The sequence below is a fragment of the Bacillus sp. FSL M8-0277 genome, assembly GCF_037975305.1.
GTDB lineage: Bacteria > Bacillota > Bacilli > Bacillales > Bacillaceae > Bacillus > Bacillus pumilus.
In genome coordinates this window covers 310,628-337,405 of record NZ_CP150255.1, presented here as the reverse complement: position 1 = coordinate 337,405, position 26,778 = coordinate 310,628, and the positions used below count along the sequence as shown (strand labels likewise).

The following is a 26,778-nucleotide window of genomic DNA, read 5'->3' as shown; positions in this document are numbered from 1 at the left end:
CGTCCTCCTTTTGATGCTGACTTGTACATATTATTCAAACGTTCTATGGTTTAGTACAAGTCCTTTGTCATCTTTTCAGGCGGACTCAAGGGAGCATCGGGTATTGCTTATCGATCGGCTTTCAGCGCCGATTGTTGCGGCAGGACCGTTTCCTTTTTCGTAGCACGTTTCATTTGAATCGCAGCTGCAAACAGAAGAACAGCTAAGAAGGCGAAAACAAAGACGGCACTTGCTGCTCCTGCCCATTCAAGACTAAAGCCGATCAAGAAGGACAAGCAGGCTCCGCCTAAACTTGCGGCTGCAATAAAGTAACTCGTCGCCTCGTCGATCGCATTTTCAATCATTAATGCAGATGCAGTCAGTGCGATTGGGAACATACCAGCTGCACACAGACCGATGAAAAAGATGAGAAGCAGCTGCGCGGCGATGTGGGTTGTCAGGGCAAATACAACGAGCAGCAGAATCATGAGTGCTGCGCTTAGCTTTAAAAAACGCAGCGGGTGCAACTTATCAGCTTTTCTCGCAATGACAGTTCTGCCAATGACGATCGCTGTCCAAAAGGTAGAGACCGCAAAGAGACCCCAATTGTCTCCCCCCTTCTCCAGCATGATCGACGGCAAAAAGTTCGCAAAGTTCGTTTCAATTCCTGCGTAGAAAAAGGCAAAGCAAATCATGATCACCACAATGATTCGATTGTTTCGATCAACAAGTAAGGACGGTTTTCTTACCCCATTGGAAGGAGCAGTCATCTGTCCACTAGGCAATTTGTTCATGAAGGCAAGCCAGAGCATAAGAAAGAATGTCAGTGCACCGACTTGAAATAAAAACACATAGTGCCACGTCTGTTCATTGACAGTCAGTAAAATCACAAGCGGAAATAACAGTGCTCCTAACCCAAAGAAGACCTCCATGATGCTGATTCGCTTCGCACTGTTTGCCATCGAAATCACATACGCTCCGGCTGTTGTCTCAAGACTGCCTGCCCCGCTCCCAAGAAAAAAACCTGCCAGCACAAGTGTTGACCAGCCAGGAACCAAAAGCCCAAGCAGAAGTGACCCGATCATCAGCAAAAGACCCATGGTCAGAACAGCGCCGTAGCCTTTTTTCCTCACAAGGATGGGGGATAACAGAACCCCTGTCAAAAAACCAATAAACTGAAAAAAGATTAAAGAAGATAATTCCCCAGGACCCTTATCGTAACTAGACAGTAAATAAGGAGTTAAGCTGCCAAAAAACACATGAATGGTCCCAATAAAAAAATAAAAGACACAGCCAAAATAAAATACTTTTTTCATCTTTTCACTTCCTCTAAAAAGGAGCGGAGTTTTGACATCCTCCGCTCCACCTCTTTAATATGTCTGGGCAGACTCGACAGCCTCTTCCCTCTCGAAGCACGTATTAAGCGCTGCTTGCGCGCGATACCCGTCTACAAAATCAGCGACTTTCATATGAGATGGATATGGATCTGTATTCACCCAGTGCATCAGCTGATCACGGAACGTATCAGACCATCCGTAAAATTCGTTTGGCGGATCTGTCAGCAAGGTTTGCGGCATTTGATGACGCTCCACACACAAGCCATCGCTGATCTCGTATTCGTTTTTCATGTTCGTATGGTATTTGAATACCTTGTCATGACCAACGACTTCAACACTAAATCCGCATTCCTCAGGCTGCGTGCTTTTGGATGTGACCAAGTGAAAGAACACTTGATTCTCCATCTGACCGAAAATTTCGGTATGATCATCCACCTGTACCTTTTTCTCTTCCTTTTCCTTTACATGCGTCAGCATCTTGGTATTTAAGGAGTCTTTCTTCATGTCACTGCCAAATAAGTACCAAAGCATATCAATTAAATGAATGCCAAGATCTCCTAATGCACCGCTCGTACGCAGACTCTCCCCGCTGTCTCTCCATGAAAATGTCTTTCTTCTGAGGGCACTGTTTTTCTTAAAATGAGTCCTGACAGTTAAAATCCGACCTAATTCACCATTGGCAATCAAATTCTTCAAAATATTCACAAAGGATAAGTAACGATAGTTAAAGCCCATACTGGCTTGAACCTGGAACTGTTTGGCTGTCTCCACCATTTCCTTCGCTTCCTTCAGCGACACAGCCATCGGCTTTTCACATAAAATGGGCTGTCCTGCTCTTAGTGCCTGAAGGGCATGGTCTTTGTGACAAAAATTAGGGGAGGCAATGATCAACCCATCAGATGCATCTGCTAAAGTTTCGATACTTGAATACACGCGTCCGCCATACTGTTTAATGAATCCCTGTGCAACTGACTCGTGTAAATCATAAACACCTGATAACTCTGCACCTTTGATCGTTGATAATGCCCTTGCATGTGCTTTTGCAATATTCCCTGCTCCAACAATTCCAATTTTCTTCATGAATGTGCCTCCTCATGTTTATACATCACTGTTTTCAGTGTTTCATAGATTCCTTTTGCATACCCATGATGACAAATTTGATGATGGTGCCGCTTGGCTTCGGCCGTCGCATTTTGGACGAGAAAACCGTGCGTGACGGATTGAAGCATCCGCAAATCGTTCCCACTATCTCCAAAGGCAAAGCCTTGATCTTTCGATAAATCATATTGGTTCAGCATAAAGCGGACAATTTCATCCTTCCCTGTGCCGACTGGTAAAAAATCGACATCATAGCAATCCGCAGGGTCTCCTGCGAGCGGATTGCATTTGTTGATGTTGACCGCCACCCCGCGCTCTTTGGCAAGTGTTTGGATGAATGATAGATGATGAAGATCTGTCCGTTCATCCTGCTCCTGATAATAGAAATTCTTCTTATACCCTGAGCTGCCCAGCTGCGTTTGCGGTCTGAGATGAATTCCCTTTTCATGTATGGTTTCGAGGATGTCTTCAATTTTTTCATCTGAGAAGCCCTGTGCATCCAGCCGCTTCATCCACTCCGCATCTGGCTGTCCAAAACGAGCATCCGATGTATACACAATCTCAGTCCCTAAGTTCGACGCAATAAAATGCGGGAATTGATAAAAACCGCCTGTTTCCATTTTACTTGTGACAGAATCGAGGCTACTTCCCGTGACCCAGCCAAGCATGAGCTGTCCTGCTTCACTCTTTTCTGCCACAAAGGCTTCCAGCCGCTTGACATCCTCTCTCTGCTCCTCTGTCATTTCGTGAGAATAATAGGTTTCATCAAAGTCACAGAAGACGATCCACTTCGGATTATCCGGCTGATTCAGCAGCTTTTTATTGAATGGAAGACTTGATAACATGATGAACCCCCTCGATGACCTTCTCCTGATCTTGCAGCGGCATGCCTGGATACAGCGGCAAGTGAAGTAATTCCTGTGCTGCTTTTTCCGTTTGTGGAAGTGTCGTTTGTTTATACTTTTGAGAAACAAGATTTGTTTGATGCTGATGCGATAGAATCGGGTAATAAACATCCGTTTCTATGCCCATTTTCAGCAATCTCGTTGCAAGCTCATCTCGCCCTCCCTTCAGCACTCTAATCGGGAACAGATGCCAGACGTGATCATCCGTTAGCTTCGGAAGCTTCAAGTATCCTTCTTCCTCAAGCGTTTGTAGCTGGTCAATGTATCGCTTTGCTAAGTAGAAACGTTTAAAGTTTTGTAATCCTAAATACTTCATACGTTCGAGTCCGATCGCTGCCTGCAAATTATCAATTTTCGAATTAAAGCCATAGTCACTGCGTTTGACATTTTTCTTTCCTACTTCAAAGCCGTGATAGCTGATCTCCATGCATTTTTCCGCTAAGGCTTCATCATTTGTCGCGATGGCTCCGGCCTTGCCGCAGACACCAAGATTTTTGTATGGATTAAAGCTGAGAACAAGCCCATCTCCATATGCTCCAAGGCCAGTGCTGCCAATTGCCTGACAGCCATCTTCAATGATTTTCAGCCCATGCTTTTTCGCAATCGCCGAAATGGCCTTCATATCCGCTTGTTTTCCATATAAATGAACCGGAAGAATGCATGCCGTTTGATCTGTGATATGCTTCTCTATTTCACTCGGTGCCAAGCAGTAAGTATCTGGATCAATATCGGCATAGACTGGAACAGCCCCAATTGCAAGCACTGCATTTTCTGTTGCAGCAAAGCTATTCGCTGGCAAAATGACCTCATCTCCTGGAGTGACACCTGCTGATATAAGGCTGATCATTAGGGCATCTGTTCCACTTGACGTGGCAATGACATATTTCTTCCCTAAGTACTCAGCGAGCTGCTTTTCAAACGCCGGGATATATGGCCCTGAAGTAAAACGGCCAGAACTCAATACTTCTTTCAGCACCTGCATAATGTCATCGATCTCATCCTCTGAAATCAGTTTATCGACTGGCAGGAACGGTATCTTTTTTTCCTTATTTTGTTTATAATGGAAGAGAATTTTTTCCAATCCTGTGTGCCCTATATCTTGCTCGAGGAACGTCACCAGCTTTTCATTTGCTAGGTGCTTCTCAACTGAATCAGACTTTACTTGAACACCTTGATTGATCATATCCAGCAAAGGAAGATAATCCTTGCTTTTACCTGATATCTTCGTCAATATTTGCATTCCATTCCCTCCAATTAATCAATTCCATTTGTTAATATTTAACTTGTTTCACATTGTAAATGATGTTATCGATTTCAGAACAATAACTTTGTGTAAAGGATTTGTTAATATGTGTACAATTTATGAAATTGCCAAACGCTGCGGGGTTTCAACCACCACCGTTTCCAGAGTGCTGAATCATCATCCATATGTGTCAGAGGAAAAGCGCCAGCTCATTTTACAGGTGATGAAAGAAATGGAATATACACCGAGTTCAGCGGCTCGCACCCTTCGTTCACATCAGACAAAAACCATTGCTGTGTCTGTCCCGGCTGTGGACCATCCTTTTTTTGCACAATTCATTAAAGGAATTTCAAAAGAAGCACTGGATCAAGGCTATAAAGCCATCGTGCTTCAGACGTTTTATCAGGAATCATTAGAGCTTGAAGGGCTTCAATTATTAAAAAGAAGAGAAGTAGATGGGGTCATATTAGGGGCATTAGAAAATCCGTGGGAAAAGATCGAGCCATTTTTAACGAACGGCCCTATTGTCATGGCGAATGAATATCATCAAACAGCAGACATCCCGATTATTGGATACGATGAGCGGGAAGCTGCCTATAAAGCAGTTGACTACTTGATTCAGTCGGGGCGGAAATCGATAGGGTTTTGCTTTGATACAGAAAGCAGTGAAGCACAGAAACAAAGGAAACAGGGCTATCTCGATGCTCTTTCTGCACACGGCTTGCCGCTGCATGACGATTGGCTGTTCGGCGAGGCCTTCACCATTGAAGACGGTTTTCGCTTAATGGATGTCATCCATGACATGAAGAATGCACCTGATGCCATTTTCACCGGTAATGATCAAGTCGCAGCAGGACTCATTAAACAGGCCATTTCATATGGTTATCAAATTCCTCAGGATCTAGCGGTGATTGGCTATGACAATCAAGACATTTGCGAGGTGACGGCTCCAACGATCACCACAATCGACATCCCGATCGTAGAGCTTGGCCAGCGGTCTGTGCAGCAAATAATCGAGATCCTGCAAGACCAAAAACCATTACAGCGTGAACATATCCAGCTGCCTACCCGGCTCGTGACAAGGGAATCGACATAAACAAAAAAGACTAAGAGCTGTCTCAGTCTTTTTTGGTGACAAAGGGCTAAAATGATCTTTATTTTAGCCCTTTGTTTTCCTTTTTTCAGCGTGATAGAAAACCTTTGCAGTCTAGGAAGGACGAGCAACGGAGCGGAGCGAATTTGACATTCGTGAGCACCGGAGCACAGGCCTGACAAAGAATGCGAAGGTTTGTCTACACGCTGTGACTGAGAGCTGTCTCAGTCTTTTTTTAAACCTATATAAATTGAGCAAGAATGAATGTCCATATACACACTATGCCGAGCAGGATGAAGCTGTACTTCACAGTCTTTTGGAAGAGCTCAGATTCTTTACCTGTTTCTCCAACTGCTGCTGTAGCAATGGCGATAGATTGTGGAGAAATTAATTTCGCCATGACCCCGCCTGTTGTATTTGCTCCGATTAACAAACCTGCTTGTGAGCCGATTTGAGAAGCAGTGACCGCTTGAAGGTTACCGAATAAGGCGTTGTTACTCACGACAGATCCTGTAATAAACACCCCGATCCAGCCAAGCACTGGGCTGACAAGCGGGAACAAATCGCCTGTTTTGGCAAGTGCAAGCCCAATGGCTGAACTTAGTCCGGCGAAGTTCGCCAAGTTGGCAAAGCCCATGACAAAACAAATAGTGAGAACTGGCACCCAAAGCTCTTTCACTGATGCTTTTAAGCAAGCAGCGCCTTCTGTTAATGTAATATGTCTGCTAAACAAACCTGTCAGCATCACCGCAATCAGAATGGCAGTACCCGTTGCACTGATCACATCAATTTTAAAGATCGCATCAATAGGTGTTGCTGTTTGTGCAATTGGTGGTAATTTCACAATTTGCTGATGCAAAAATGGCATTTTTACTAAAATGGTTGTCCAGTTGAGCGGGCCTCCTACAGCAAACAATGCTTTAAATGCTGGTAGACTCCATACCGTAATCACGGCAGTTAAAATATAGAATGGAGACCATGCTTTCAGCACTTCAACGCCGCGATACGTTTGTTTCTGTTCAATGTCTGGTGCCCCTTCTTCACGATAAATATGTTTCGGCTGCCATTTTCGAAGAAATAAAGCCAAAATCCCCATACTTGCTAAAGCTGAAATAATATTGGCAAGCTCAGGACCCATTGTCACCATTGTGACAGCTTGCAAAATGGCATAGCTTCCACTCACAACAAGCAAGGCAGGGAGCGTTTCTTTAATCCCTTTGAATCCGTCCACAATGAGAATGAGTAGGAACGGAATACAGAATGAAATAAACGGAATCGTAAACACAAGGGTTTGAGATAATGCAAGCGGCGTCATATTGCCCATTTGCGCCCCTGTAATGACTGGGATACCCACAGCACCAAATGCGCCAGACGCAGCATTGGCAATTAAGCAGAGCATCGCAGCTTTCAGCGGTTTAAACCCAAGCTCTGTTAAGAGAGCGGCACTAATCGCAATCGGTACACCAAACCCAGCGGCTCCCTCTAAAAATGCGTTAAAACTAAAACCAATTAATAAGAGCTGAAGACGTTGATCTTGAGAGATTCCTGCAATACTAGAACGAATAACATCGAATTTACCAGATTTCACAGCAATTTTATAGAGCCACACCGCCATGATGACGATATATCCAATAGGCCACAGCCCATTAGATATACCGAGCAGCACAGCAGATAATGCTTTTTCAATTGGCATATGAAAGAAGAAAACCGCTGTTACAAAACTGACGATTAAGGTAAAACAAGCGGCTAAAACACCTTTTAACTTAAATACGGTTAATGCAAGTAGGAAAAACAAAATTGGAAGCATTGCTACCAATGCACTCACGAACTCATTACCAAACGGATTATATATTTGCTGCCACATAGTGATTCATCCTTTTCTGCTCAGATAGGTTGCTTTTGATTAAAAATGAGGAGCCAAAATCTCTTTTAACACATTCACACTGTGCGCGAATTGTTCTTTTTCTGTATCATTCAGTGCAAGCTCTATCACTTCTGTTGCGCCATTTCGATTCACAAGGGCAGGTACACCAATGTAGACATCTTCTGCTCCGTACTCTCCATCTAAGTAAGTGCTGACAGTCAAAATACTGTTTTCATTGTGCAGAATCGCTCTTGTTATGCGGGCCAAACTCATCGCTACGCCGTAGTAAGTAGCGCCTTTTTTCTCAATGATTTGATAAGCGGCATGACGGACATTTTCCATCATCTCATCTAAATCTTCTTGTTTGTATTGATCATTTTTCTTCATTAATTCTGTAATCGGTACACTTCCGATATTCGCATGACTCCAAACAGCAAGCTCTGTATCCCCATGCTCTCCAATGATGTACGCATGCACATTGTGTGCCGCTGCGTCAAAGTACTCACTAAGCATGTATCTAAATCTTGCAGTATCAAGTGTAGTTCCACTGCCGATCACTCGTTCTTTTGGCAGTCCACTGAATTTCCAAGTCGCATATGTTAAAATATCAACAGGGTTTGTGGCGACTAAGAAAATACCATCGAATCCACTTTTCATCACATTGTCTACAATGCCTTTAAATATATTTAAGTTTTTTTCAACAAGGTCAAGTCTCGTTTCACCTGGCTTTTGGTTCGCTCCAGCACAGATACACACAATGTCCGCATCCTTACAATCCTCATAATCTCCATACCATGTGTTCACCGGATGCGGAGCAAATGCTTTCCCGTGGTTTAAATCCATGACGTCACCCATTGCTTTATCTTGATTCAAATCGATGACAACCAATTCATCTGTGATCACTTGATTTATTAATGTAAAGGCATAACTGCTACCTACAAAACCTGCTCCAATAAGTGCTACTTTGTTTACTTTTTCGTTTGTCATTTATCTCATCCTCCTGAGTAAAACTAGGTTGTTTTCTGTATGTGAAGTATTTCACATTCTTATTGTGCAACACTTCACAAACTTTTTCAAGGGGGTTTCTGAAAAAAAATATGTTGCGAATTTGTGAACACACTTATTGTGCTTTCAAAGCGCTGTCTCCATGCATATTTCCACAAGAAAAAAGCTGCCAAGCCATTGTCAGCAGCTTTATACATGTTAATAAGGTCCCCAATTGATCATCACGCCGATGCAAATAAAGACAAGGCCAATGACAAACCAAATGAGCGCAAGCGGCACCATAAAACGAAGCCACTTCACATAAGGAATACCACTTGCAGCAAGCACAGCCATGAGCACACCTGACGTCGGATTGATACAGTTAACCACCCCTTCACCAAGCATCACCGCTTCTACAGCGACCTGTCTTGTGATGCCCATTAAGTCAGCCAGCGGCGCAAGAATTGGAATAAAGACAACCGCTTCTCCTGATCCTGATGAAATCAAAAAGTGAAGAAGTGCACTCGCAATATACATCCCGATCGCACCAGCAATTGGACTAAATCCTGTCAGCATACTCGCCAAGCCATTAACCACAGTATCAAGCAGCTTACCGTTTTCCAAAATGACAGAAATGCAGCGTGCCATTCCAACAATGAGTGCGCCGTAAACAAGACTTTGACAGCCGATGATAAACGTTTTCGCAATATCATTGGCTGCTAATCCGCCAAGCAATCCAGCAGCAATGGCCATGAAAATGAAGACTCCTGCCATTTCCTTATCGGTCCAGCCAAGCTGAAGCGCGCCATATAAGAAGCCCCCAAGAGACAATCCACACACTGCTAAAATCAGCTTATGCCTGCCCGTAAATGCAGGCTTGTCCACAGATTCTGCATCAGATCCGCCAAGTCCCTTCGCAGGAAACCATTCATCTCCAAGAAGACTTCCCTTCTCTTTATTCTTTAGGCGTCTTGTATATAAATAGATGTACACAATACTAGATATAAGAAAACAAAGATAAATAATGACACGCAGGCCAATGCCAGAAAAAATCGGCAGCTCTGCAATCGTCTGAGATAACCCCAGTGGAGATGGAGACAATATGGTTGCGTTAAACCCGGCATAACAGCCGATATAAATGACCGCAGCTCCTGCCACAGCATCCCATTTCAAGGATCTTGCCACAATGATCCCGATTGGAATAAATCCTATAACAGAGTTCACGACAATTCCGGTCGTTCCAAGCACTGAAAATAATCCTCCAACAATACAAATAAACAATAATTGCTTTGTTTGAAATCTGCTGATGACATGGTGAATCATTCCGTTAATGGCACCTGTTTTCTCCAAAATGGCTATGGTTCCACCAGTAAATAGAATGAGAAAAATAATAGAAGAAGACCCTACCATCCCTTCCTGAATGGCTGTAAAAAAGCCCACTGGACTTACGGGTGATTGATCAATGCGGTGATAGCTGCCAGGAACAGCTGTTGTAATTTCCCCTGACGTCTTTCGGTCAAATTCACCTGCTGGCACAAAATACGTTGCAACGGTACAAATGAGCGCAATGATAAATAAGAGAACATACGCATCCGGCATTTGAAGTTTTCTTTTTTGTTTCTCTGGTGGTAATACTGCTGCTGTTTTCATGTGTCAAAACCCCTTTGTCCCGATTGGAATTTCACTTAATTTTCTGAATAATCAAATGATGTGTTATATTATAAACACTGATGATATTTAAGATCAATATTATTTCACTAAAAGAATATTTTGACAGATTTTCTGTCAGCAAGGAGGCTATTCATGACAACTTTGACAAACGACATGCAGCAAACGGTGAAAGACATCTTTGATCACCTTCACGCCCACCCTGAAATCAGCTGGGAAGAAACGAATACGACGGCTTATCTTGAGGACTTATTAAAGAAAATGGGCTGTCAAACTCGAACATTTGACGACTGTACAGGGGTGATCGGTGAAATGGGAGAAGGTTCACCAGTGGTCGCTGTGAGAGCCGATATTGATGCACTTTGGCAGGAAGTAGATGGTGAGTTTCAAGCCAATCATTCATGTGGTCACGATGCACACATGACAATGGCTCTCGGCACCTTCATGGCATTAAAAGAAAAGGAGCTCCCAAACGGCACCATCCGCTTCATTTTTCAGCCTGCTGAGGAAAAAGGCGGCGGTGCGCTGAAAATGATTGAAAAAGGTGTGCTAGCAGACGTTGATTACTTATACGGAGTGCATGTGCGCCCAATTCAAGAAACATTAAACGGACGCTGCGCACCTGCGATCTTACATGGATCGAGTAATCATTACATCGGCACAATTATTGGTGAGGAAGCCCACGGTGCACGCCCGCATCTAGGGGTCAACGTCATTGAAGTCGCTTCTACCCTCGTGCAAAGACTCGCGCATATTCATGTCGACCCAAGAGTTGCACATTCTGTGAAAATGACCAACCTACATGCTGGCGGAGGTAGTTCAAACATCATCCCCGGCAAAGCTTCTTTTACATTAGATGTCAGAGCACAAACAAATGAAGTGATGGATGAACTAGAAAAAGAAATTGAAAGAGCCGTACATGCTGTAGCGGATGCCTTTGGCGCTTCCATTACCCTTTCAACAGATCATCGTCTGCCTGCCGCTACCTTAAATGAGGAAGCCGTTCAGATGATGTCTCAAGCCATTGAAAAGATTTTAGGGAAAGAACAGCTTGATCCTCCGATCGTAACGACAGGCGGAGAGGATTTTCACTTTTATGCAGCAAAGGTTCCGCATATCAAATCCACGATGCTTGGTTTAGGCTGTGATCTAAAGCCCGGTCTACATCATCCGTATATGACATTCGACCGCTCTGCTATTTTTACCGGCATTGAGATTTTGACTGAAGCTGTTTATCAAACCCTTCAGCAGCATTCATCATAAAATCAAAAAACCACCCGTTTTTTCTTTAAACGGGTGGTCTGATTGTTTTACGCATTCAAATCTGTCATGGCTGGGACGTTGATTTCTTTTACACAGGATACCCTTGATAAATGAATCACACATCTCGCAAGCTCTACTATATCCTGTACAGGAATTCTCGTTTCATCATATAGAGCGATGGCTTTTTCGGCACCATCTTCATATGGTACCTCTGCCGCCAGCTCTCCTGGATTAATACAGGTGACAGATATTTTATCTTTTCTCACATGCTCTCTTAGTGCATTCACAATTCCGCGCAGGCCAAATTTAGATGCAACAAAAGAAACTTGCGGTAGGTTTGTATGATCAAGTCCCGCCGTTGAACCAATCACGATGATTTTTCCATTCTCCGATTTTCTTACGTGCGGAAGCAGTGCTTGGATGTAAGTAATCGTAGACGTGACGTTCACATTGATTAAATGAGCGATATCCTCTGGCTGATCGTGATCAAATGAATAATCATCTTCAAAGCCTCGTTTTTCCCATAAGCCGACGTTATAGATCAGGACATCAATGGTTTTGTCCCCCAATGCTTCGATCATGTATGGGATATGAGATTGGCTTGATAAATCAATTTTCAGCCAAATTCTATGTACACCGTCATCTAATTTCAAACTGCTCGGTTCACTTCGAGACACAATCCAAACTGTATCTCCGCTTGAAGGAAGACCTTTAACAAAAGCATCCCCTAATCCTTGACTTGCACCGAATATGATATAGTTTTTACTCATAGCTCCTCCTTCTACGTCTCATGAGCTTTCAGTCAGACAGTAGCTCATCTGTAAGCGTTTTATACCTCTATCATATAGGTTCTAAGATTTGGCTGCCTCTTTTATGCCTGTCTTTACTTTCGGTTACTTGATTTCCTTTAATTCCACTGGTAATGCGCGTTCCTCTATAAAGCATTGAACCATATCCATAAACAGTTCTTTCTTCTCAAACGTAAATGTATGTCCAATAGCGGGAACGACGACACCTGCTGCCTGCGGATGTGAATTCGTTATTTTCTTTGCTGACCGTTTCATGATGCCTTTTTCCTTTTCCCCCACTGTGACAAGAATTCGTGCCTTCGCTTGTTGAAACGTGTCTGGGAGCTTGTAATGGAGATTTTCTTGAAACATCGTCAGAAGGGTTTTCTTCTGCAAATTCTTCGAATCCGCCACATAGTGATTGAGTACATCGTTTGGAAGCCCCATTTTTTCAGCTTGGAGCTCGATAAACCAATCTTTCTTTAATAATGGATACGTAAGAGGTAAAAGAGGTCTCACCATCAAGTAAAGCCATGGCAGCGGCATTACAAGAGCGCTATTGATGACGGCTATGTCTACGATGTCAGGCTCTTTTGATAACACCTCAACGGCAACCTGTGCACCTAGAGAGAAGCCAACGAGTATTACTTTATGTCCGTGCGCATGCTGCTTGATCCATGAGATGACTTCAAGAGCACTTTCTCGCATGGAAAAGGACTGTTCATCTGCTCTAGTCCCGTGACCAATGAGGTCAGGCGTATAGCATTCATACGCTTCTTTGAATGTTTTTATCTGCTCCTGCCACATCCAGCTACTTACTCCTCCGCCATGCAGGAAAATCATGATTGGCTTAACCATCATCGACAACTCGTCCACCTTCCTTATATATAAGAAAAAAGCAGCCGCTTTTTGAGCAGACTGCTTTTTCATATGCTCCCTTCTATTATAAGGGAACCTCATCATAATTGGCTATTTTTTCAAATCCTCAATCGAGTTGACGTTCTTCATATATGTCGGAACAACTAGACCCATGCGAAGACCTTTCATACTTGTGCCTAGATCATCATATTTCCCTTTAAACTTCGCTGCATACGTTTTATGCGTATTTGGCAGCCAAGCAGATAACGAGGCATCCGCACTTCCAGTTGCAATTGCTGTCCACATTGGACCTGCTTCCACCTGAGTCAAGGTCACTTTAAATCCGAGCTCACGCAGTACTTCTGCAGCAACATTGGTACTTGCAATCTCACTATCCCACGCAACGTAGGCAAGATTGACTTTGTCACCATTCGACTTTTTCACGCCTTTTGTCCATTTCGCTACTTGGTCTTTATGTTTCTTCACATATTTAACGGCGGCATCCTTTGGATTGATACCATCTTGGATATCCATCATGACTTCGCCCATATCATCTTGAGACCATTTAAACTGACCAAGCATTTTGGCTGCATCCGGCTGATCCTTTGCAAACCCTTTACGTGAAATCGTATGAATCTCTTCCGCTTCACCGTAAGATTTCTTTGGGTCCTCTAAATATTTTAAATCATATCGAGAAAACATCCAGTGTGGATTCCAGCCAGTGATGATGATTGGCTTTTTACGGTCGTAAGATTTCTTGAGCGTTGCAGTCATGGCTGCACTTGATGCAGACACAACCGTCCAATCCTCTAAGCCGTAATCCTTTTTCGCTTGATCCGTTAGCGCCATAATCCCTGAACCAGGATCAATACCGATAATGGTTTTATTCACCTGCTGTGCTGCACTCGCATTTGAGTCCGACTTTGCGCCACAAGCGGCTAGTAAAAAGACAAGCAGGGCGGTCATCCCAATGTAGAGAGACTTTTTCCACATTAAGCATTCCCCCTGGTTTTTTTCGTTTTAATGTTTTGTGTAATACGGTCAAGTGTAATTGCCACAATGACAATGGCAATACCTGCTTCAAATCCAATTCCTGTTTTCAGCTGCGTTACCGCACTATATACTTCTGAACCAAGTCCTGGTGCACCTACCATTGCCGCAATGACGACCATTGATAGAGCAAGCATGATACTTTGGTTAATACCAGCTAGGATGGTTTTTGTTGCAAGTGGAAGCTGAACTTTGAACAAACGCTGGAATGTCGTTGAACCAAATGCTTCTGTTGCTTCAATTAAATCAGCTGGTACTTGTTTAATACCGAGAATCGTCATACGAATCGTTGGCGGCATAGAGAAAATAACCGATGCCACAACTCCAGGCACAACGCCAATGTTAAAGAAGAAGATGGCTGGTAATAGATAAACGAATGCAGGCATTGTCTGCATTAAATCTAAAATCGGTGTCACAATTTTACGCACAGTTTCCTTCTGTGATGCCCAAATACCGATCGGAACCCCGATTACGATGGAAATGACCACAGCTGTTAAAACGAGCGCAAGGGTTTGAAGCATTGGATGCCAGTAGCCTAAATAGTCAATCAGCAAGAATCCAATAAGTGTGAAAAGAGCAATTCCTCTTGTACTGATCCACCAAGCAATGCCGGCAAAAATAAGGGTTAAAATAATGGATGGAATCACACCAAGTACTGCCACAATTCCATTTACTGTACCTGCTAATGCATTTGTGATGCCATCAAAGAAACCGCCAAACGTTAATGTTAACCAGTCAACAAATTGATCGATGTAATCCGCGAACGGAATTCTAGGTAAATCACTCATACTAAACATCTTATTCTACCTCCTGTGCAGAAGGCTCTTGTGTTTTAATTTCCTCAAGCTTGTTAGAAGACATGTTGATATACTCATCATTACCTGATAACGCACCAATTAATGCACCTCTGACCACAATACCCTTCATTCTGTTTTTCTCATCGACAACGGCAATTGGAATGTTTGCCGCATCAGACACTGCATCAAAGATTTCTGTCAAATACGTAGATTCCAATACTGTCGTGAATTCTTTATCAAGAACAGTTTCAAGCGATGCTCCCATTTCTGCCGCCTTTTTCGCCGCTTGTGCAGAAATAACACCTAATAAATGCTTTTTCTTATCAACTGCATAGATTGACGAAATTCCAAGGTTTTTCATGAGCGTGAGCGCAACACGTGCCCCTTTGTCGAGCTGGACTGTTTCTGCACGTTTCATAATATGACCAGCGGTTAATACTTTAGAAAGGTCGACATCTTCAACGAATCGTTCAACATATTCATTCGATGGGTTCATCAAAATTTCTTCTGGTGTTCCGATTTGGACGATATTCCCGTCCTTCATGAGCACAATGCGGTCGCCAATCCGAAGCGCCTCATCTAAATCATGGGTAATGAAAATGATCGTTTTTCCTACAGATGTGTGAAGCTCAAGCAATTCATCCTGCATGTCTTTACGAATTAATGGATCGAGTGCGCTGAATGCTTCATCCATTAATAAGATGTCAGGGTCATTTGCTAATGCACGTGCCAATCCAACACGCTGCTGCATCCCACCACTTAATTGGTTTGGATATTGCTCTTCAAAGCCTTCAAGTCCAACAAGCTTTAAAGATTCAAGCGCTTTTGAGTGGCGCTCTTCTTTGTCTACACCTTGTAATTCAAGACCATACTCTGTGTTCTCAAGAATGGTGCGGTGCGGGAACAATGCGAAGTTTTGGAAGACCATGCTGATCTTTTTCCGTCTGACTTCACGCAATTGATCCTTTGACATATTTGTTATCATATCCCCATCAATATATATTTCGCCGGAGGTTGGTTCGATTAACCTATTTAGCAGCCGCACAAGTGTGGACTTTCCGCTCCCTGATAGCCCCATGATGACAAATATCTCGCCGTCATACACATCAAAATTTGCTCGATTGACACCAACTGTTGCGCCGGTCTCTTTTAGGATCTCTCTTTTTGTTTTTCCTTTTTCAAGCATTTGAGTTGCTTTTTTAGCATTTTTACCGAAAATTTTAGATACATTATTTATCTTGATTTTGATATTTCTCTCTTCAGAATTCATATTTTCCCTCCAAATTAGCATCTTTATAACCGTAACATAAGCGTTATGATGCGAACAATCTTTAGAATTCGCTTATTTCCGCACAATATGTATGAATTCCATATAAGAGGTCTGGTGATTAGAGTTTATACGCCGTATTACTCGTAAATCCTATAGAATGCTTCATAAACAACATCATTTACGGGGTATTTCCTCTCATCAGACAATATTTTACTGGAAATTCCTAATTGTGCTAAAAAATAACTCAAATCCTCACCATAGCGAACTTTTTCGAACATGGGTGAACCATTCCCCTGAACAGGATTTACCCGAAAATGGTCACATAGAAACCTTTTTCATTCAAATTTTAATTAAAATATTAATAAACTGCCTGCAACTTTAGTTACAGACAGCTTATTTTTTAGGACTCTAGTGCAGCTCGCTTAATATTATCTTGCAATTCAAGCATACGCTTTGTTCCATCTTCGCGTAATCGTTTGTTTTCTTCTTCGATCTGTTTTGTCTCTTTCATCCCTTGTACAATCGTATTAAAGGAAGATTCGATCGTTTCAATGTCGATACTTGGACGTCCAGACAATTTGGCAATCTCTACACTTTGGCTTGAGATGTTTTCAGCATTTCGTTTCAGCATTTCATTTGTTCTTCTATCCAGCTCACTCATTGAATCAGCCACAAGCTTTTGTCTTTTCGCTGTCACAGCTTGAATGATGCCATTTTTAAAGATCGGAATCGTGATAATGAACGCTGAGTTGATTTTACCGATTAGTTTCGTATTCCCACGCTGCAGCAAACGAATTTGCGGTGCTGTTTGAAGAGCCACCATCCGTGCCATATCAAGGTCATATACACGCTCTTCCAACGCTTGAATGCCGTTACGAAGTGTATCAAGCTCCATTTGTGCGAGCTGGTTTCCACTAGCTGCTTTTTCTTCATAAGAAGGAACCAATTGCTTTAATTCCTCGATTTTCATTTGACCTGCAACGACATACTTTTCAAGCTCCATATAGTATTGAATGTTATGCTCATACATTTCTTCAAGCGTCACAGTCGATTTGGTCATTTCGTCTTTATATTTACTGATCTCTACATTAATTTTTTCAATCTCTGCACCGAGCGTTTGATATTTACTGAAAATCTTTTCAATCATGCTGCCGCCGCGTTTAAAGATTTTTGACAGTAAACCACCCTTTGGCTCGTCAAAATCATTTTTATCAAAACGATCCATAATTTTTCCAAGCTGCGTCAGCATCGTTCCTGAGTCAGTGACACTAGTTGAACGCATCATCGAAAGAATACGATCAGAGAACTTAGAGATTTCAACGGCCGGCTGTTTTCCGTATTCAAGCAGCTCCAGCTGATTTTTCGCATCGATCTGTCTCGCAATATTTTGCACTTCTGGTTCATTTCGAAGCTGAACGCGAATATCGTCTGCCTTCTCAATGGAGATTTCCTCTTTATCAATTGAAATGATGTCATTTCCGTTTGTATTTGTCATAAGCTTTGATCTCCTTATCTGTTTTTAATGGATTGAAATAATTTTCTAACGATGGACGGCTCTTTAAACTCCTGGTTCATAACCATCTCATCAAGCCAATGGGTATCAAATAATTGGTCATCTATATACCGCTCAATACACTGGTATCCCGCCGGATGATACACGAAGAGATCCACACCCATTTCATTTAGAAAAATCAGGGCAGCCGCATCAGAACGAGTCAGCTCACCATTATATTCCGTATGATATAAAATCACTTTCGGTACGGTTTGTGCATAATCAAAGGTTTGAATGAGTTCAATGAGCTCCTGGCCGATATGCAGTACCTGTTTGAATAAATAAATACGGACATCTAATTCAGTCTCATTGCCTTCTTTTAATAGCTTCGGATGCTGACAGATTCGAGATATCGCCTCTGCTATCGCACGCTGCGTCCCCTCATATAGATGAGAAAACTGCCACACGTTGCTTTTCATTAATAATTCAGGATCAATCTCTCCAGCAGACGAAAGGGCATGCTGATAATGAAATTGATAATTCGAAGACACTTCTTTCGTAAAAGGAAAATGGCGAATGGTCTTCGTCTCTTTCCATTCCATTAACGTGTGGATACGATCCCAGTATTCACGCTTGTCTCGTGTGACTCCCATCATTTTCGCAAAGAGGTTCGGAATCTGTATCGTGTCGCGGTCTGCTTGAAAATTAGGGCGGATAAAGGAACGTTCCTTTGCAATTAAAAACAGCTCATCATACGTTGTCTTCAGCGTAATAGAATGAGGAGTATGATCTCTGAATTGCCAAGGCTTATACAGCATTGAATCTTCCGTGTGGAGCACCTCTTCAAGCTCTCTTGTCGAGCGGTACGCCACCGTTGATTTCCTCTCAGGCTTTTCAGTAGGGAACGGTTCCAGCTTTGAAGTCCCCGGATACTGATCAATAAAAGTCAGCTTTTCTTCTGGATCTAGTTCGCGGAACGAATCCTCGCCCTCTGGATGAAATAGCACAACATCACAGCCAATCAGCATGACATAGTAAAGAAAATAAAGCTGACTTTTATTCGCCTCTCCATACCAAATGACAGCCGGCATTTTTTCTTCTATATTGACTTCCTTCAGCCATGGACCTAGATGATTATTTGAAAACTTCACTACATCCAGGAGTACCCGGCGGAAATCGGGATGCTGAAATCCCCCTTCATGCAGCTGTTTGAAATGCTCAAACACCTTGATCAATGAAAGGCGGATATGCCGGTTCATCACAGGGTTTGGATGGCGTACAATCAGCTGTTCACCATCTAAGAAAGCCACAAAGCGATTCACAGATAATCCCTTTTCTTCTTGGTTAATCAAATGAATGCGTTGAAGCGCTTGAAAATGCTCCGGCTCAATATGACGATTGAGCGTTTCACTTAAAATGTGAACGCCATCTGTTTCATATAATTCATGTAAATAAATAAAATAATCGGTTGCATCATGCGGAGTTCCAAGGACCCGGGCGGCGAGACGCGGCAAGGACAATGTATGCTCGTCCTTTACATAACCGTCTCTTTCAGGGAGCGGCTTTTTCAGCACGTTTTTCCAGGCTTCCTGCTCCGCCCGTGTTTGGTTAACATTGATTTCTTTATAACTCACGCCGCTCCTTCCTTTCTCCTATATTTTCTCGAAAGCTACTACTATCATATCATTCACCCTTCTACTTCTGCTATCGAATCGAAGGCTTTTTTGCGGCCGTCATCTGGTTCATGACACAAGCGGTGATTTCATCTGCTGCTGCCATGCCAGATGCTGCTGTCGGCTCAAGTAATGGATCAAAGTCGAGCACTTCTCCATGCCTTGGGGCAAAGCCCATATCTGCCTGTCGAATGAGACCTGCATCTAAGAGGGAATCACCCGCACCGTATACATATTCAAGCTCCAGCCGCTCCTTTAGAAAAGCAACAGCATCCCACTTATTGAGCGGTGACGGAATAAAGTAAAGCTTCCGTCCTTGTAGAGACACCTGCCAGCCTCTCTCCTCGCCCCACTGCTTCAATTCAGCAAGTGGAATGCGAGACAGATACTCATCTTTCATAATCAAATAAAGAAATCTTCCCTCGGCTGTCCGGGTACGCTTCACCCATGCTGCAACTGGAAGTTCGGAGATGGCTCTTAGCATCTCTCTGACTGACATACACGCTTTGAGCCTCTCATCAACGATGACCTGCCAATCCTCAAGCGGCTTGCCGTGATGCAGGATACAGCCCCCATTTGTCGTGATGGCATACTCCGGTTTGAGCTCTTGTTGAAAGAAGGTGATCCGTTCATACTGAGCGGTCGTTCTTGTCGTCACTGGAATAAACCAGCCCAATTGATGAATCTTCTGCAAGGATTTTTTCGTTTCAACCGACATATAGGAAAGCGGACGTTCATCCAGCATCTCAACTAAATCATAATCTCCTTCATACTCATACTGATCCAGCACTCGGTGTGAGTAAATCAGTGTCCGGTCTAAATCGCTGGCAAACACACTTGTCTTCATGACGTCTGCTCCAGCGGACGAATGAGTCCACAGCACGTATAGGACATATTGGCATATTCAATGACAGGAACGCCTCTGTCCTCTGCCAAAAGCAAAATATGCTTTAGCTTCTCCTGAGACCCAGGCTGAATCAAGATTTTCCAAGGGATTCTTCTCAGCAGCACACGAGTCGTCTCACCAACACCCGGCTTAATCAAATGGTTGTTTTCAATTTGAAACTCCTGACCGATCGCTTCAATGGACGCCATCCCTCGCCAATCCGCAGGCATTCCGTGCGCGAGGATGGTTTCTGCTTTCTCTTCTACATTTGGTTCGAGGCTAGAAAATGCTTCTTCGATTGTATCCACATACAGATTGGACACATCCTCTTCAAGAAGCTCTTCATAATATTTTGCCCCATGGAAATCATCGGCATTGATCCAGCGGTTGTTTAGTACGGTACGACTAACAAGTCCAGATACAGTCGAATTCAGGCAAGCACTTGGAATGAGAAAATCCTCTCTCGTTCCGTAGACATGTGTACAATAGCCAGGATCAGCGAGTACAGCTAGTTCACTAGAAAGACGAATACCGTACTTTCTTTCAAAATCAATCACCGCTTTTTGGAGCTCTCTCGAAATCGCACCTTTTCCGGTCCATCCATCAATAAAGGCAATCTCATAGCCCGGATGCTCCTTGAGCATATAATGCAGCGCATTCTCATCTATTCCTCGATCACGAATAATCGAGATGCTGTAATGAGGCAGTTCAAGACCATATGTCTTTCGAATATATCGTTTGATAAGTACCCCGATCGGCGTTCCCGCTCTAGCCAAACTGCAAAGCACCGTTTGGAAGCCTCGCTTTTTCACAATCTGTTCTGCTACAACAGCTACTGCTTCTGCTACCTTCTCCTTACTTTCTTTCAGAGATTCATAGAATAAATCCATATAAGATTCCGTTGGTTTATATTCAATCGGCAGCATTTCTGAATAATGGGCACCACTCTGAATCGAACGTTCCCGCTCCTCTGTACTTTTCTCCATCTCAATGGATGATAAATCTTTGAGTAAGAAGGTTACATCCTGCTCTGGATAGCTTCCCATCTTTGTATACACATTAGCCATTCACCTTCACCTCGTCTGATAAAGTCACAATCTGCACATGCTTCACATGCCGCTCGGCAAATAAATGAACAAGCGGAAGCAATGCCTCCTGAGAGACCTTTTTCTCAAAGAAGAGAAATACATCATCGTATTGACCTTTTGGTATGTTGTACACGTAATGCTGGATTCGAGCATCCTCTGGACTCACAAAGGTGAACCCGTTTTGAACAGCGTATCCATCCTTTTCAACGGGATGAATTGGGCTTCTCGTCGTTGAATGAAAGAGAACACCTTCTCCCATATGTGCAGCCACTCTCATCGGCACATACATCAGCTCACCTGTTCCTAAACAAAGTGTCTGCTTTCCTTTGCGATCCTGCTTTAGTTGCAGCCCAGCCTCTGCAGCTGCTTGGTCGATGACTGCCGTATCTGCTGCGTTTAAACCAAAACGACCCGTTTCATGTATATATGGCGAATGACCAGCCGAATTGGTTGCATGAGAACGTGCATATGGCTCTTGCTGAAAGAAAGATTGAAGGGAGTGAACAGAGAGACTTGGCAGATCCTTTTGCTCAGCTATCTCATACGAATAAGCTGGTTCATCGAGCGTTTTGCCTCGAAAAACCATTTGCCCTTTTAATAAAGACAATGAGGTGATGTGAATACCAAGCTCCTTTTCAAGCTCACACATGGCTTTCTCGTGCTCCTCTGTCCGCCAGTCTAAAATAGAAAGAATCGTGTAAGAATGCCGTGGGTGCTTTGCATGAAGGTCCCGAATGATATTGATATTCGTACGACCTGTCGTGACTTCATCATCTACTAGCACGATGGGACGGTTTGTGCGAAGTAATGCTTCGTCTGCATAACAAAGCTGATCCGTTGCATGCGAATGCTCTTCTTCAAATACCAATGAAGGATCAAGATCCAGCAGCTGTTCACGTGTCGTATGAATGTAAGATGCTCCTTCTAATACGTCATACACACCGTGACCAAGAGCTGTGGCTGTTTCTGCAAAGCCGATCACGATCGGCTGTTTTCCTGTTGAAAGCTTCTCTTTTTTGAGCGCTTCGTAGGCTTTAGTTAATACCGTGTGGTCATCCGTCTTGAGTGCTTCTACTAAAAGCTCTTGATATGGAGACGTCTTGCCTGTTTGCTCTTTGGCATACGCCATGGCTAAAAGTCCCGAGACAAGGAGCGGTTTTACTGGATGAACAGGAATGTGCTTACCGAGCACCTTACTAACGAATAAAAAGGCTCTTTTTTTGTTCACCCTTGCAGCCATGTCAAAAAGATGCTCTTTTTCTAGCTGAAGCGCACCTTCTTTGAGAACAAGCTCAACTTCCATATGTTCCAAGATGCTCAGCGTATGCGGCTTCTGTTTCTGTGAGTATGTCGATATAGCTTCTATTTTCATGAAACACCCCGTAAATATCTGACTTCATTAAAATGTGCTCTGCCCACCGGTAATGCGGCTTCGTTTCATTCATTTTATTAGAGAAGGTACTCTTCATTACGCCAACTGTGCCGTCTGCATGTTCCAGAATGCTTAATGCATCCATATACTCTTCCTTCGTCACAACATACATGCTTTGAACCGGCTTGAGATGTGTTGGATGAATGACCGTCTTTCCATGAATGCCGTTAGCCACATCGAGTTTTGTCTCCTTGAGTAAACCTTGTACGTCATCAAATTCAGATGAAGACGATTCGCCACTCTTATGAGAAAGTGCCCGGATGAATGGTTTTTGTTCCTTTCGTGCAGGGCCAAAATGCTCCCACACAGCACCTGATACCACAAAGGAACGGCCAAAATAATTGATGATATCTGTGATCAGATCAGCAATCAAATTAATTTCATAAATGGTCGTGTCACGATCACGGCGAATCCCGTACAAACCGCAAAGATCTGTTGCCCCAATGCGAATATTCAAAATATATTCCTCGTCATTCAGCAAGATCTGCTTTAACTCTGACAACACCGTATATCTTGTTTCTTTTTCTAGTAAATCAGGTGTTTCCAAAATGGGCATCCCATAAAGTGTTGTCTGCGTTTGGGACGATGCCTGTTTCAGACTGTCCAAATAATCCTTCGCATTATGAACCGAGTACTTCGGGAACACAAAACCGGTAAGTAATTGAAGAGAGGAACCGAGCAAGTCTGCCATTTTGAGCAGCTGTTTCGGCGAACGAACGCGAATAAATATAAGAGGCAAATGTTCAGCCGTTTCAGGCGCATGCGTGACTTTCTCTTTGAGACTGGCCAGTTGTGCCACTAGATTCTGTTCAGCCATGTCCACTTCTTGATCACCGATGGCATCCTCCAAGCAAAATACAACAGAGCAAAGCGCTTCATATTTCTGCGACAGCAGCATATCTGCTATATCTTGTCTTGTCGCAGGCATATACAAAGTAGCACCTAATGCATGCGCAAGTACATGCCTCGGTGTCAGTGAATGCATCGCCTCCGGCCGCTTGAAAAAAAGATCGTGCTGCCTCGCCTCTGATAAAAAACGGAAATACCGCATGCTGTGCCACCTCCTGTTGTTTAGAGAAAATCAATAACCTGATGATTCAAAAAAGATGGAGCCGCTAGTTCAACTCCATTCCTTTTTGATCGTCCTATTCTATTCTTCTTTTGAAGCCGCAGCTTCGTTTGTCACATCTTGATGTTTCTTCTTATTGATTTTATGAACAATAAACGTTCCGATAAACGCTAGAATAATAATCGCAAAGAATGCAAGATGCGGAATTTCAATATGTGCAGCACTTAAGCCCATTTTGATAGCAATAATCCCGATGAGAATAAACGCGGTATTCTCAAGCTCTGGGATACGGTCAATGAGGACAAGGAATAACTGTGCCACTGTACGCATCATGAGAATGCCAAGCATTCCGCCTAATAGAAGAATCCATACTTCCTCAGATACAGCGAATGCCGCAAGAATACTGTCCACCGAGAAGGCAAGGTCCATAATTTCCACAGAAATAACGGTTGCCCAGAACACGCCAAATACGCGAATCATCCAGCCTTCTTTTTTCAATTCCTTCGCTTCGTCATCGCCGTCACCTAACCAGAAATGCTTAATGACAAGCCATGCTAAATATGCAGCTCCGAGAACCTTAATCCACCAGAACTTAATAAGCAGCATCCCCACGCCAATGAATAGAAAACGGAAGAAATAAGCGCCAATTAATCCGTAGGTTAATGCCTTTTTACGCTGCTTTTCTGGTAAATGTTTCACCATGACAGCTAATACAAGTGCGTTATCTGCTGATAACAATCCTTCAAGCACAACAAGGGTCCCAATGAGCCCCCAAGAGACAGGGTTTGTTAATACCTCTGCCCACATATGCCAATCAAAAAACGAGGCATACGTGTCCAACATATGTTTCAAAATGTCCAACTGGTTTTCCTCCTATAAGTGTAGAAGCATCAGCAGGCTTTCGCCTGCTGTTATTCTTGATCGCTGTTTCTTTCTCACTTTGGAAAAGGCCCTCATATGAGTCATTGGCAGCGCCTCTTGAATTTTGTTTCTCTCGTTTATACTTCTAACCCATAATTTTGACAAAGAGCTGCAAGTCCGCCAGAGAATCCGCTTCCGATCGCGTTAAACTTCCAATCGCTTTCGTGTCGGTACAATTCACACACTACGACAGCCGTTTCAATTGAGAAGTCTTCCCCTAAATCGAAGCGAATCAATTCTTCCCCGCCCTCTTCATTTACAACACGAACAAACGCATTTGAGACTTGTCCAAAATTCTGGCTGCGCGTCTCTGCATCATGAATCGTCACTGTAATTCCGATACGATCAATGTTAGCAGGAATTTTTGAGAAATCAACGAGAATTTGCTCGTCATCTCCATCTCCTTCACCCGTCCGGTTATCACCTGTATGAGTGACACTGCCGCTTGGGTGCTGAAGGTTATTATAGAAAACAAAATCTGTGTCTTGCTGACAACGATTGTTTGCATCCACTAAGAATGCCGAAGCGTCCAAATCAAATTCGGCTCCGCCAGAATATTTATTCGTATCCCAGCCAAGACCGATCATCACTTTCGTCAGTCCTGGGTTGGTTTTTGTTAAATCGACACGTTGTCCTTTTGAAAGCTGAATCGCCATATTCGTATCTCTCCTGTCTCCTGAAAATATGAAAACGGGTCGTTACCCGATATCTAAACCGAAGTCTGTTGCAATGCGGGCAAGTCCGCCTTGATAGCCCGATCCAACAGCCGAGAATTTCCATTCTCCGCCATGACGGTATAATTCACCTACAATAATCGCTGTTTCAATTGAAAAGTCCTCCGCCAAATCATAGCGAATGAGCTCTTCATTTGATGCTGCATTTAAAATGCGCACATATGCGTTCGTGACTTGTCCGAAATTTTGACTGCGCGCTTCTGCATCATGAATCGTGATGACAAATGAAATCTTCTCAATACTCGCTGGTACAGCTGATAAGTCGATGTTGACCTGCTCGTCATCTCCGTCGCCTTCACCAGTGCGGTTATCGCCTGTATGAACGACACTGCCGCCACCGCCAGTTGTTTGATTGTAAAAGACAAAATCAGATGGTGAGCTTGCCTTACCTGCCGCATCTAAAAGAAATACACTTGCGTCTAGATCAAAGTCTTGTCCGCCGTCATACTTATTGACATCCCAGCCAAGACCTACGACCACTTTTGTTAAACCTGGATTTGTTTTTGTTAAATCAATTTTTTGACCTTTCGCTAAAGAAATTCCCACTAGGAACCTCTCCCTTCTAATTAAATGTAGTTTCTCGTAATATCGGCAAGCTTCGCATCATTTGTACCGTCCCCAACAGCCGCAAACTTCCACTCATTCTCGTGACGATAAAGCTCTCCGACGATTAATGATGTTTTCCCTGCATACTCATCTTTTAAATTATATTTCACTAATTCTTGATTGTTTGAACGATCCACGATGCGAATGTACGCATTTTGAATCATACCAAAGTGTTGATTTCTTCTTAGTGCATCATAGATGTTCACAACAAACACCAATTTATTCACATTGCCCGGCACCTTGCTCAAGTTGACGAGGACTTGTTCATCATCTCCGTCTCCTTCACCAGTCAGGTTGTCACCTGTATGCTCGACACTGCCGCATTTGCTTTTCAAGTTGCCAAAATAAATCAAATCTTTATTTTCCGTAAACTTATCATTTTTCAGCATGAGCACTGAAGCATCACAATCAATATCAGCGCCGCCTCCGCCGCCAAACAGCTTTCCTAAAAATCCGCCGCCTTGTGATACAGGGTCCCAGCCAAGTCCAACTAGGATATTCGTTAGTCCTGCCTTCCCTTTTGTTAAATCAATACGTTGACCTTTTTCTAATGTAATCGCCAAATCAATCACTCCTCCAGCATAATAAAAATCTATTTATTAAGCGATGGACCCTATTAAAATCATCATACATGAAAATTCGACAAAATTCATGAAATGACATTGGAGCCTCTTACTCTT

24 protein-coding genes are annotated in these 26,778 nt (G+C 43.2%); 2 read left to right on the top strand and 22 right to left on the bottom strand.

Annotated features, from left to right (window positions below; translation table 11 throughout):
- Positions 1–107 precede the first annotated feature (107 nt).
- From MKZ05_RS01840 to MKZ05_RS01825, 4 genes are read right to left on the bottom strand one after another with little or no spacing between them, the layout of a single operon-like run.
- Complete coding sequence (locus MKZ05_RS01840; protein WP_050943281.1) at positions 108–1,295, bottom strand: MFS transporter; 1,188 nt, start codon at positions 1,293–1,295, stop codon at positions 108–110.
- Positions 1,296–1,349: 54 nt separating this feature from the next.
- Complete coding sequence (locus MKZ05_RS01835; RefSeq protein ID WP_212046236.1) at positions 1,350–2,396, bottom strand: Gfo/Idh/MocA family oxidoreductase; 1,047 nt, start codon at positions 2,394–2,396, stop codon at positions 1,350–1,352.
- Positions 2,393–3,259 (bottom strand): HAD-IIB family hydrolase, encoded by an 867-nt coding sequence (locus tag MKZ05_RS01830; RefSeq protein ID WP_137055231.1) that lies wholly within the window; start codon positions 3,257–3,259, stop codon positions 2,393–2,395. The genes MKZ05_RS01835 and MKZ05_RS01830 overlap by 4 nt, the downstream gene beginning before the upstream one ends.
- Positions 3,234–4,559, bottom strand: a complete 1,326-nt coding sequence (locus MKZ05_RS01825; RefSeq protein ID WP_137055229.1) for a DegT/DnrJ/EryC1/StrS family aminotransferase — start codon at positions 4,557–4,559, stop codon at positions 3,234–3,236. The genes MKZ05_RS01830 and MKZ05_RS01825 overlap by 26 nt, the downstream gene beginning before the upstream one ends.
- 109 nt (positions 4,560–4,668) lie before the next feature.
- Between MKZ05_RS01825 and MKZ05_RS01820 the strand changes: the two genes are divergently transcribed.
- Entirely contained in the window at positions 4,669–5,658 is a 990-nt protein-coding gene (locus MKZ05_RS01820; RefSeq protein WP_137055227.1) for a LacI family DNA-binding transcriptional regulator, read from the top strand.
- Between the two features lie 238 nt (positions 5,659–5,896).
- Here MKZ05_RS01820 and MKZ05_RS01815 read toward each other — a convergent pair whose 3' ends face one another.
- The 3 genes from MKZ05_RS01815 to MKZ05_RS01805 all read right to left on the bottom strand — a co-directional run bounded on the left by MKZ05_RS01815 (position 5,897) and on the right by MKZ05_RS01805 (position 10,153).
- Positions 5,897–7,519 carry an L-lactate permease gene (locus tag MKZ05_RS01815; protein WP_137055225.1) on the bottom strand — a complete coding sequence of 541 codons (1,623 nt, stop codon included), beginning with the start codon at positions 7,517–7,519 and terminating at the stop codon, positions 5,897–5,899.
- A gap of 39 nt (positions 7,520–7,558) precedes the next feature.
- Positions 7,559–8,506, bottom strand: coding sequence for an L-lactate dehydrogenase (locus tag MKZ05_RS01810; protein ID WP_003217251.1), 948 nt, complete (start codon positions 8,504–8,506; stop codon positions 7,559–7,561).
- 216 nt (positions 8,507–8,722) lie between these two features.
- Entirely contained in the window at positions 8,723–10,153 is a 1,431-nt protein-coding gene (locus tag MKZ05_RS01805; RefSeq protein WP_003217247.1) for a YfcC family protein, read from the bottom strand.
- A gap of 153 nt (positions 10,154–10,306) precedes the next feature.
- Here MKZ05_RS01805 and MKZ05_RS01800 point away from each other — a divergent pair, with 153 nt between their 5' ends.
- Positions 10,307–11,434 (top strand): M20 peptidase aminoacylase family protein, encoded by a 1,128-nt coding sequence (locus MKZ05_RS01800; RefSeq protein ID WP_106032920.1) that lies wholly within the window; start codon positions 10,307–10,309, stop codon positions 11,432–11,434.
- Between the two features lie 47 nt (positions 11,435–11,481).
- Here the strand turns inward: MKZ05_RS01800 and MKZ05_RS01795 are convergent, their stop codons facing one another.
- The 15 genes from MKZ05_RS01795 to MKZ05_RS01725 form a co-directional block, all read right to left on the bottom strand.
- Positions 11,482–12,204 (bottom strand): SDR family oxidoreductase, encoded by a 723-nt coding sequence (locus MKZ05_RS01795; protein WP_050943293.1) that lies wholly within the window; start codon positions 12,202–12,204, stop codon positions 11,482–11,484.
- Positions 12,205–12,327: 123 nt separating this feature from the next.
- Entirely contained in the window at positions 12,328–13,152 is an 825-nt protein-coding gene (locus MKZ05_RS01790) for an alpha/beta hydrolase (protein WP_003217161.1), read from the bottom strand.
- 39 nt (positions 13,153–13,191) lie between these two features.
- Positions 13,192–14,073 (bottom strand): glycine betaine ABC transporter substrate-binding protein, encoded by an 882-nt coding sequence (locus MKZ05_RS01785; RefSeq protein ID WP_003217117.1) that lies wholly within the window; start codon positions 14,071–14,073, stop codon positions 13,192–13,194.
- Positions 14,073–14,918 carry a glycine/proline betaine ABC transporter permease subunit OpuAB gene (gene opuAB, locus MKZ05_RS01780; protein WP_284905960.1) on the bottom strand — a complete coding sequence of 282 codons (846 nt, stop codon included), beginning with the start codon at positions 14,916–14,918 and terminating at the stop codon, positions 14,073–14,075. The genes MKZ05_RS01785 and opuAB overlap by 1 nt, the downstream gene beginning before the upstream one ends.
- A 10-nt stretch (positions 14,919–14,928) precedes the next feature.
- Positions 14,929–16,197, bottom strand: a complete 1,269-nt coding sequence (gene opuAA / locus MKZ05_RS01775) for a glycine/proline betaine ABC transporter ATP-binding protein OpuAA (RefSeq protein ID WP_003216978.1) — start codon at positions 16,195–16,197, stop codon at positions 14,929–14,931.
- A 400-nt stretch (positions 16,198–16,597) separates the two neighbouring features.
- Positions 16,598–17,692, bottom strand: a complete 1,095-nt coding sequence (locus MKZ05_RS01770; protein WP_003217200.1) for a toxic anion resistance protein — start codon at positions 17,690–17,692, stop codon at positions 16,598–16,600.
- Positions 17,693–17,706: 14 nt separating this feature from the next.
- Complete coding sequence (locus MKZ05_RS01765; protein ID WP_003217097.1) at positions 17,707–19,323, bottom strand: YceG family protein; 1,617 nt, start codon at positions 19,321–19,323, stop codon at positions 17,707–17,709.
- A 70-nt stretch (positions 19,324–19,393) separates the two neighbouring features.
- Positions 19,394–20,209, bottom strand: coding sequence for an HAD family hydrolase (locus MKZ05_RS01760; RefSeq protein WP_339161119.1), 816 nt, complete (start codon positions 20,207–20,209; stop codon positions 19,394–19,396).
- Positions 20,206–21,315 carry a cysteine protease StiP family protein gene (locus MKZ05_RS01755; protein ID WP_339161117.1) on the bottom strand — a complete coding sequence of 370 codons (1,110 nt, stop codon included), beginning with the start codon at positions 21,313–21,315 and terminating at the stop codon, positions 20,206–20,208. The genes MKZ05_RS01760 and MKZ05_RS01755 overlap by 4 nt, the downstream gene beginning before the upstream one ends.
- The gene (locus tag MKZ05_RS01750; protein ID WP_339162331.1) at positions 21,308–22,639 is read right to left on the bottom strand and encodes a phosphoribosyltransferase family protein; all 1,332 of its coding nucleotides are present in this window, start codon (positions 22,637–22,639) and stop codon (positions 21,308–21,310) included. Before MKZ05_RS01750 ends, MKZ05_RS01755 begins: the two co-directional genes overlap by 8 nt.
- Positions 22,629–23,819, bottom strand: a complete 1,191-nt coding sequence (locus MKZ05_RS01745; protein ID WP_322000220.1) for an HpcH/HpaI aldolase/citrate lyase family protein — start codon at positions 23,817–23,819, stop codon at positions 22,629–22,631. The genes MKZ05_RS01750 and MKZ05_RS01745 overlap by 11 nt, the downstream gene beginning before the upstream one ends.
- A gap of 99 nt (positions 23,820–23,918) precedes the next feature.
- Positions 23,919–24,698 (bottom strand): TerC family protein, encoded by a 780-nt coding sequence (locus tag MKZ05_RS01740; protein ID WP_012008834.1) that lies wholly within the window; start codon positions 24,696–24,698, stop codon positions 23,919–23,921.
- A gap of 137 nt (positions 24,699–24,835) precedes the next feature.
- A complete protein-coding gene (locus MKZ05_RS01735; protein WP_003216935.1) occupies positions 24,836–25,414 on the bottom strand; it encodes a TerD family protein in 579 nt (192 codons plus the stop codon).
- Positions 25,415–25,456: 42 nt separating this feature from the next.
- On the bottom strand, positions 25,457–26,038 hold the full coding sequence (locus MKZ05_RS01730) for a TerD family protein (protein ID WP_003217119.1): 582 nt from the start codon (positions 26,036–26,038) through the stop codon (positions 25,457–25,459).
- Positions 26,039–26,058: 20 nt separating this feature from the next.
- Positions 26,059–26,661, bottom strand: coding sequence for a TerD family protein (locus MKZ05_RS01725; RefSeq protein ID WP_044139240.1), 603 nt, complete (start codon positions 26,659–26,661; stop codon positions 26,059–26,061).
- Positions 26,662–26,778: the final 117 nt, after the last annotated feature.

Coding starts and splice junctions, on each gene's coding strand:
- MKZ05_RS01770 (WP_003217200.1), bottom strand. CDS start 17,692: ATGACAAATACAAACGGAAATGACATCATTTCAATTGATAAAGAGGAA.
- MKZ05_RS01815 (WP_137055225.1), bottom strand. CDS start 7,519: ATGTGGCAGCAAATATATAATCCGTTTGGTAATGAGTTCGTGAGTGCA.
- MKZ05_RS01760 (WP_339161119.1), bottom strand. CDS start 20,209: ATGAAGACAAGTGTGTTTGCCAGCGATTTAGACCGGACACTGATTTAC.
- MKZ05_RS01825 (WP_137055229.1), bottom strand. CDS start 4,559: ATGCAAATATTGACGAAGATATCAGGTAAAAGCAAGGATTATCTTCCT.
- opuAA (WP_003216978.1), bottom strand. CDS start 16,197: ATGAATTCTGAAGAGAGAAATATCAAAATCAAGATAAATAATGTATCT.
- MKZ05_RS01750 (WP_339162331.1), bottom strand. CDS start 22,639: ATGGAAGTTGAGCTTGTTCTCAAAGAAGGTGCGCTTCAGCTAGAAAAA.
- MKZ05_RS01820 (WP_137055227.1), top strand. CDS start 4,669: ATGTGTACAATTTATGAAATTGCCAAACGCTGCGGGGTTTCAACCACC.
- MKZ05_RS01795 (WP_050943293.1), bottom strand. CDS start 12,204: ATGAGTAAAAACTATATCATATTCGGTGCAAGTCAAGGATTAGGGGAT.
- MKZ05_RS01810 (WP_003217251.1), bottom strand. CDS start 8,506: ATGACAAACGAAAAAGTAAACAAAGTAGCACTTATTGGAGCAGGTTTT.
- MKZ05_RS01790 (WP_003217161.1), bottom strand. CDS start 13,152: ATGAAAAAGCAGTCTGCTCAAAAAGCGGCTGCTTTTTTCTTATATATA.
- MKZ05_RS01785 (WP_003217117.1), bottom strand. CDS start 14,073: ATGTGGAAAAAGTCTCTCTACATTGGGATGACCGCCCTGCTTGTCTTT.
- MKZ05_RS01735 (WP_003216935.1), bottom strand. CDS start 25,414: ATGGCGATTCAGCTTTCAAAAGGACAACGTGTCGATTTAACAAAAACC.
- MKZ05_RS01755 (WP_339161117.1), bottom strand. CDS start 21,315: ATGGCTAATGTGTATACAAAGATGGGAAGCTATCCAGAGCAGGATGTA.
- MKZ05_RS01840 (WP_050943281.1), bottom strand. CDS start 1,295: ATGAAAAAAGTATTTTATTTTGGCTGTGTCTTTTATTTTTTTATTGGG.
- MKZ05_RS01835 (WP_212046236.1), bottom strand. CDS start 2,396: ATGAAGAAAATTGGAATTGTTGGAGCAGGGAATATTGCAAAAGCACAT.
- MKZ05_RS01745 (WP_322000220.1), bottom strand. CDS start 23,819: ATGCGGTATTTCCGTTTTTTATCAGAGGCGAGGCAGCACGATCTTTTT.
- opuAB (WP_284905960.1), bottom strand. CDS start 14,918: ATGAGTGATTTACCTAGAATTCCGTTCGCGGATTACATCGATCAATTT.
- MKZ05_RS01830 (WP_137055231.1), bottom strand. CDS start 3,259: ATGTTATCAAGTCTTCCATTCAATAAAAAGCTGCTGAATCAGCCGGAT.
- MKZ05_RS01805 (WP_003217247.1), bottom strand. CDS start 10,153: ATGAAAACAGCAGCAGTATTACCACCAGAGAAACAAAAAAGAAAACTT.
- MKZ05_RS01800 (WP_106032920.1), top strand. CDS start 10,307: ATGACAACTTTGACAAACGACATGCAGCAAACGGTGAAAGACATCTTT.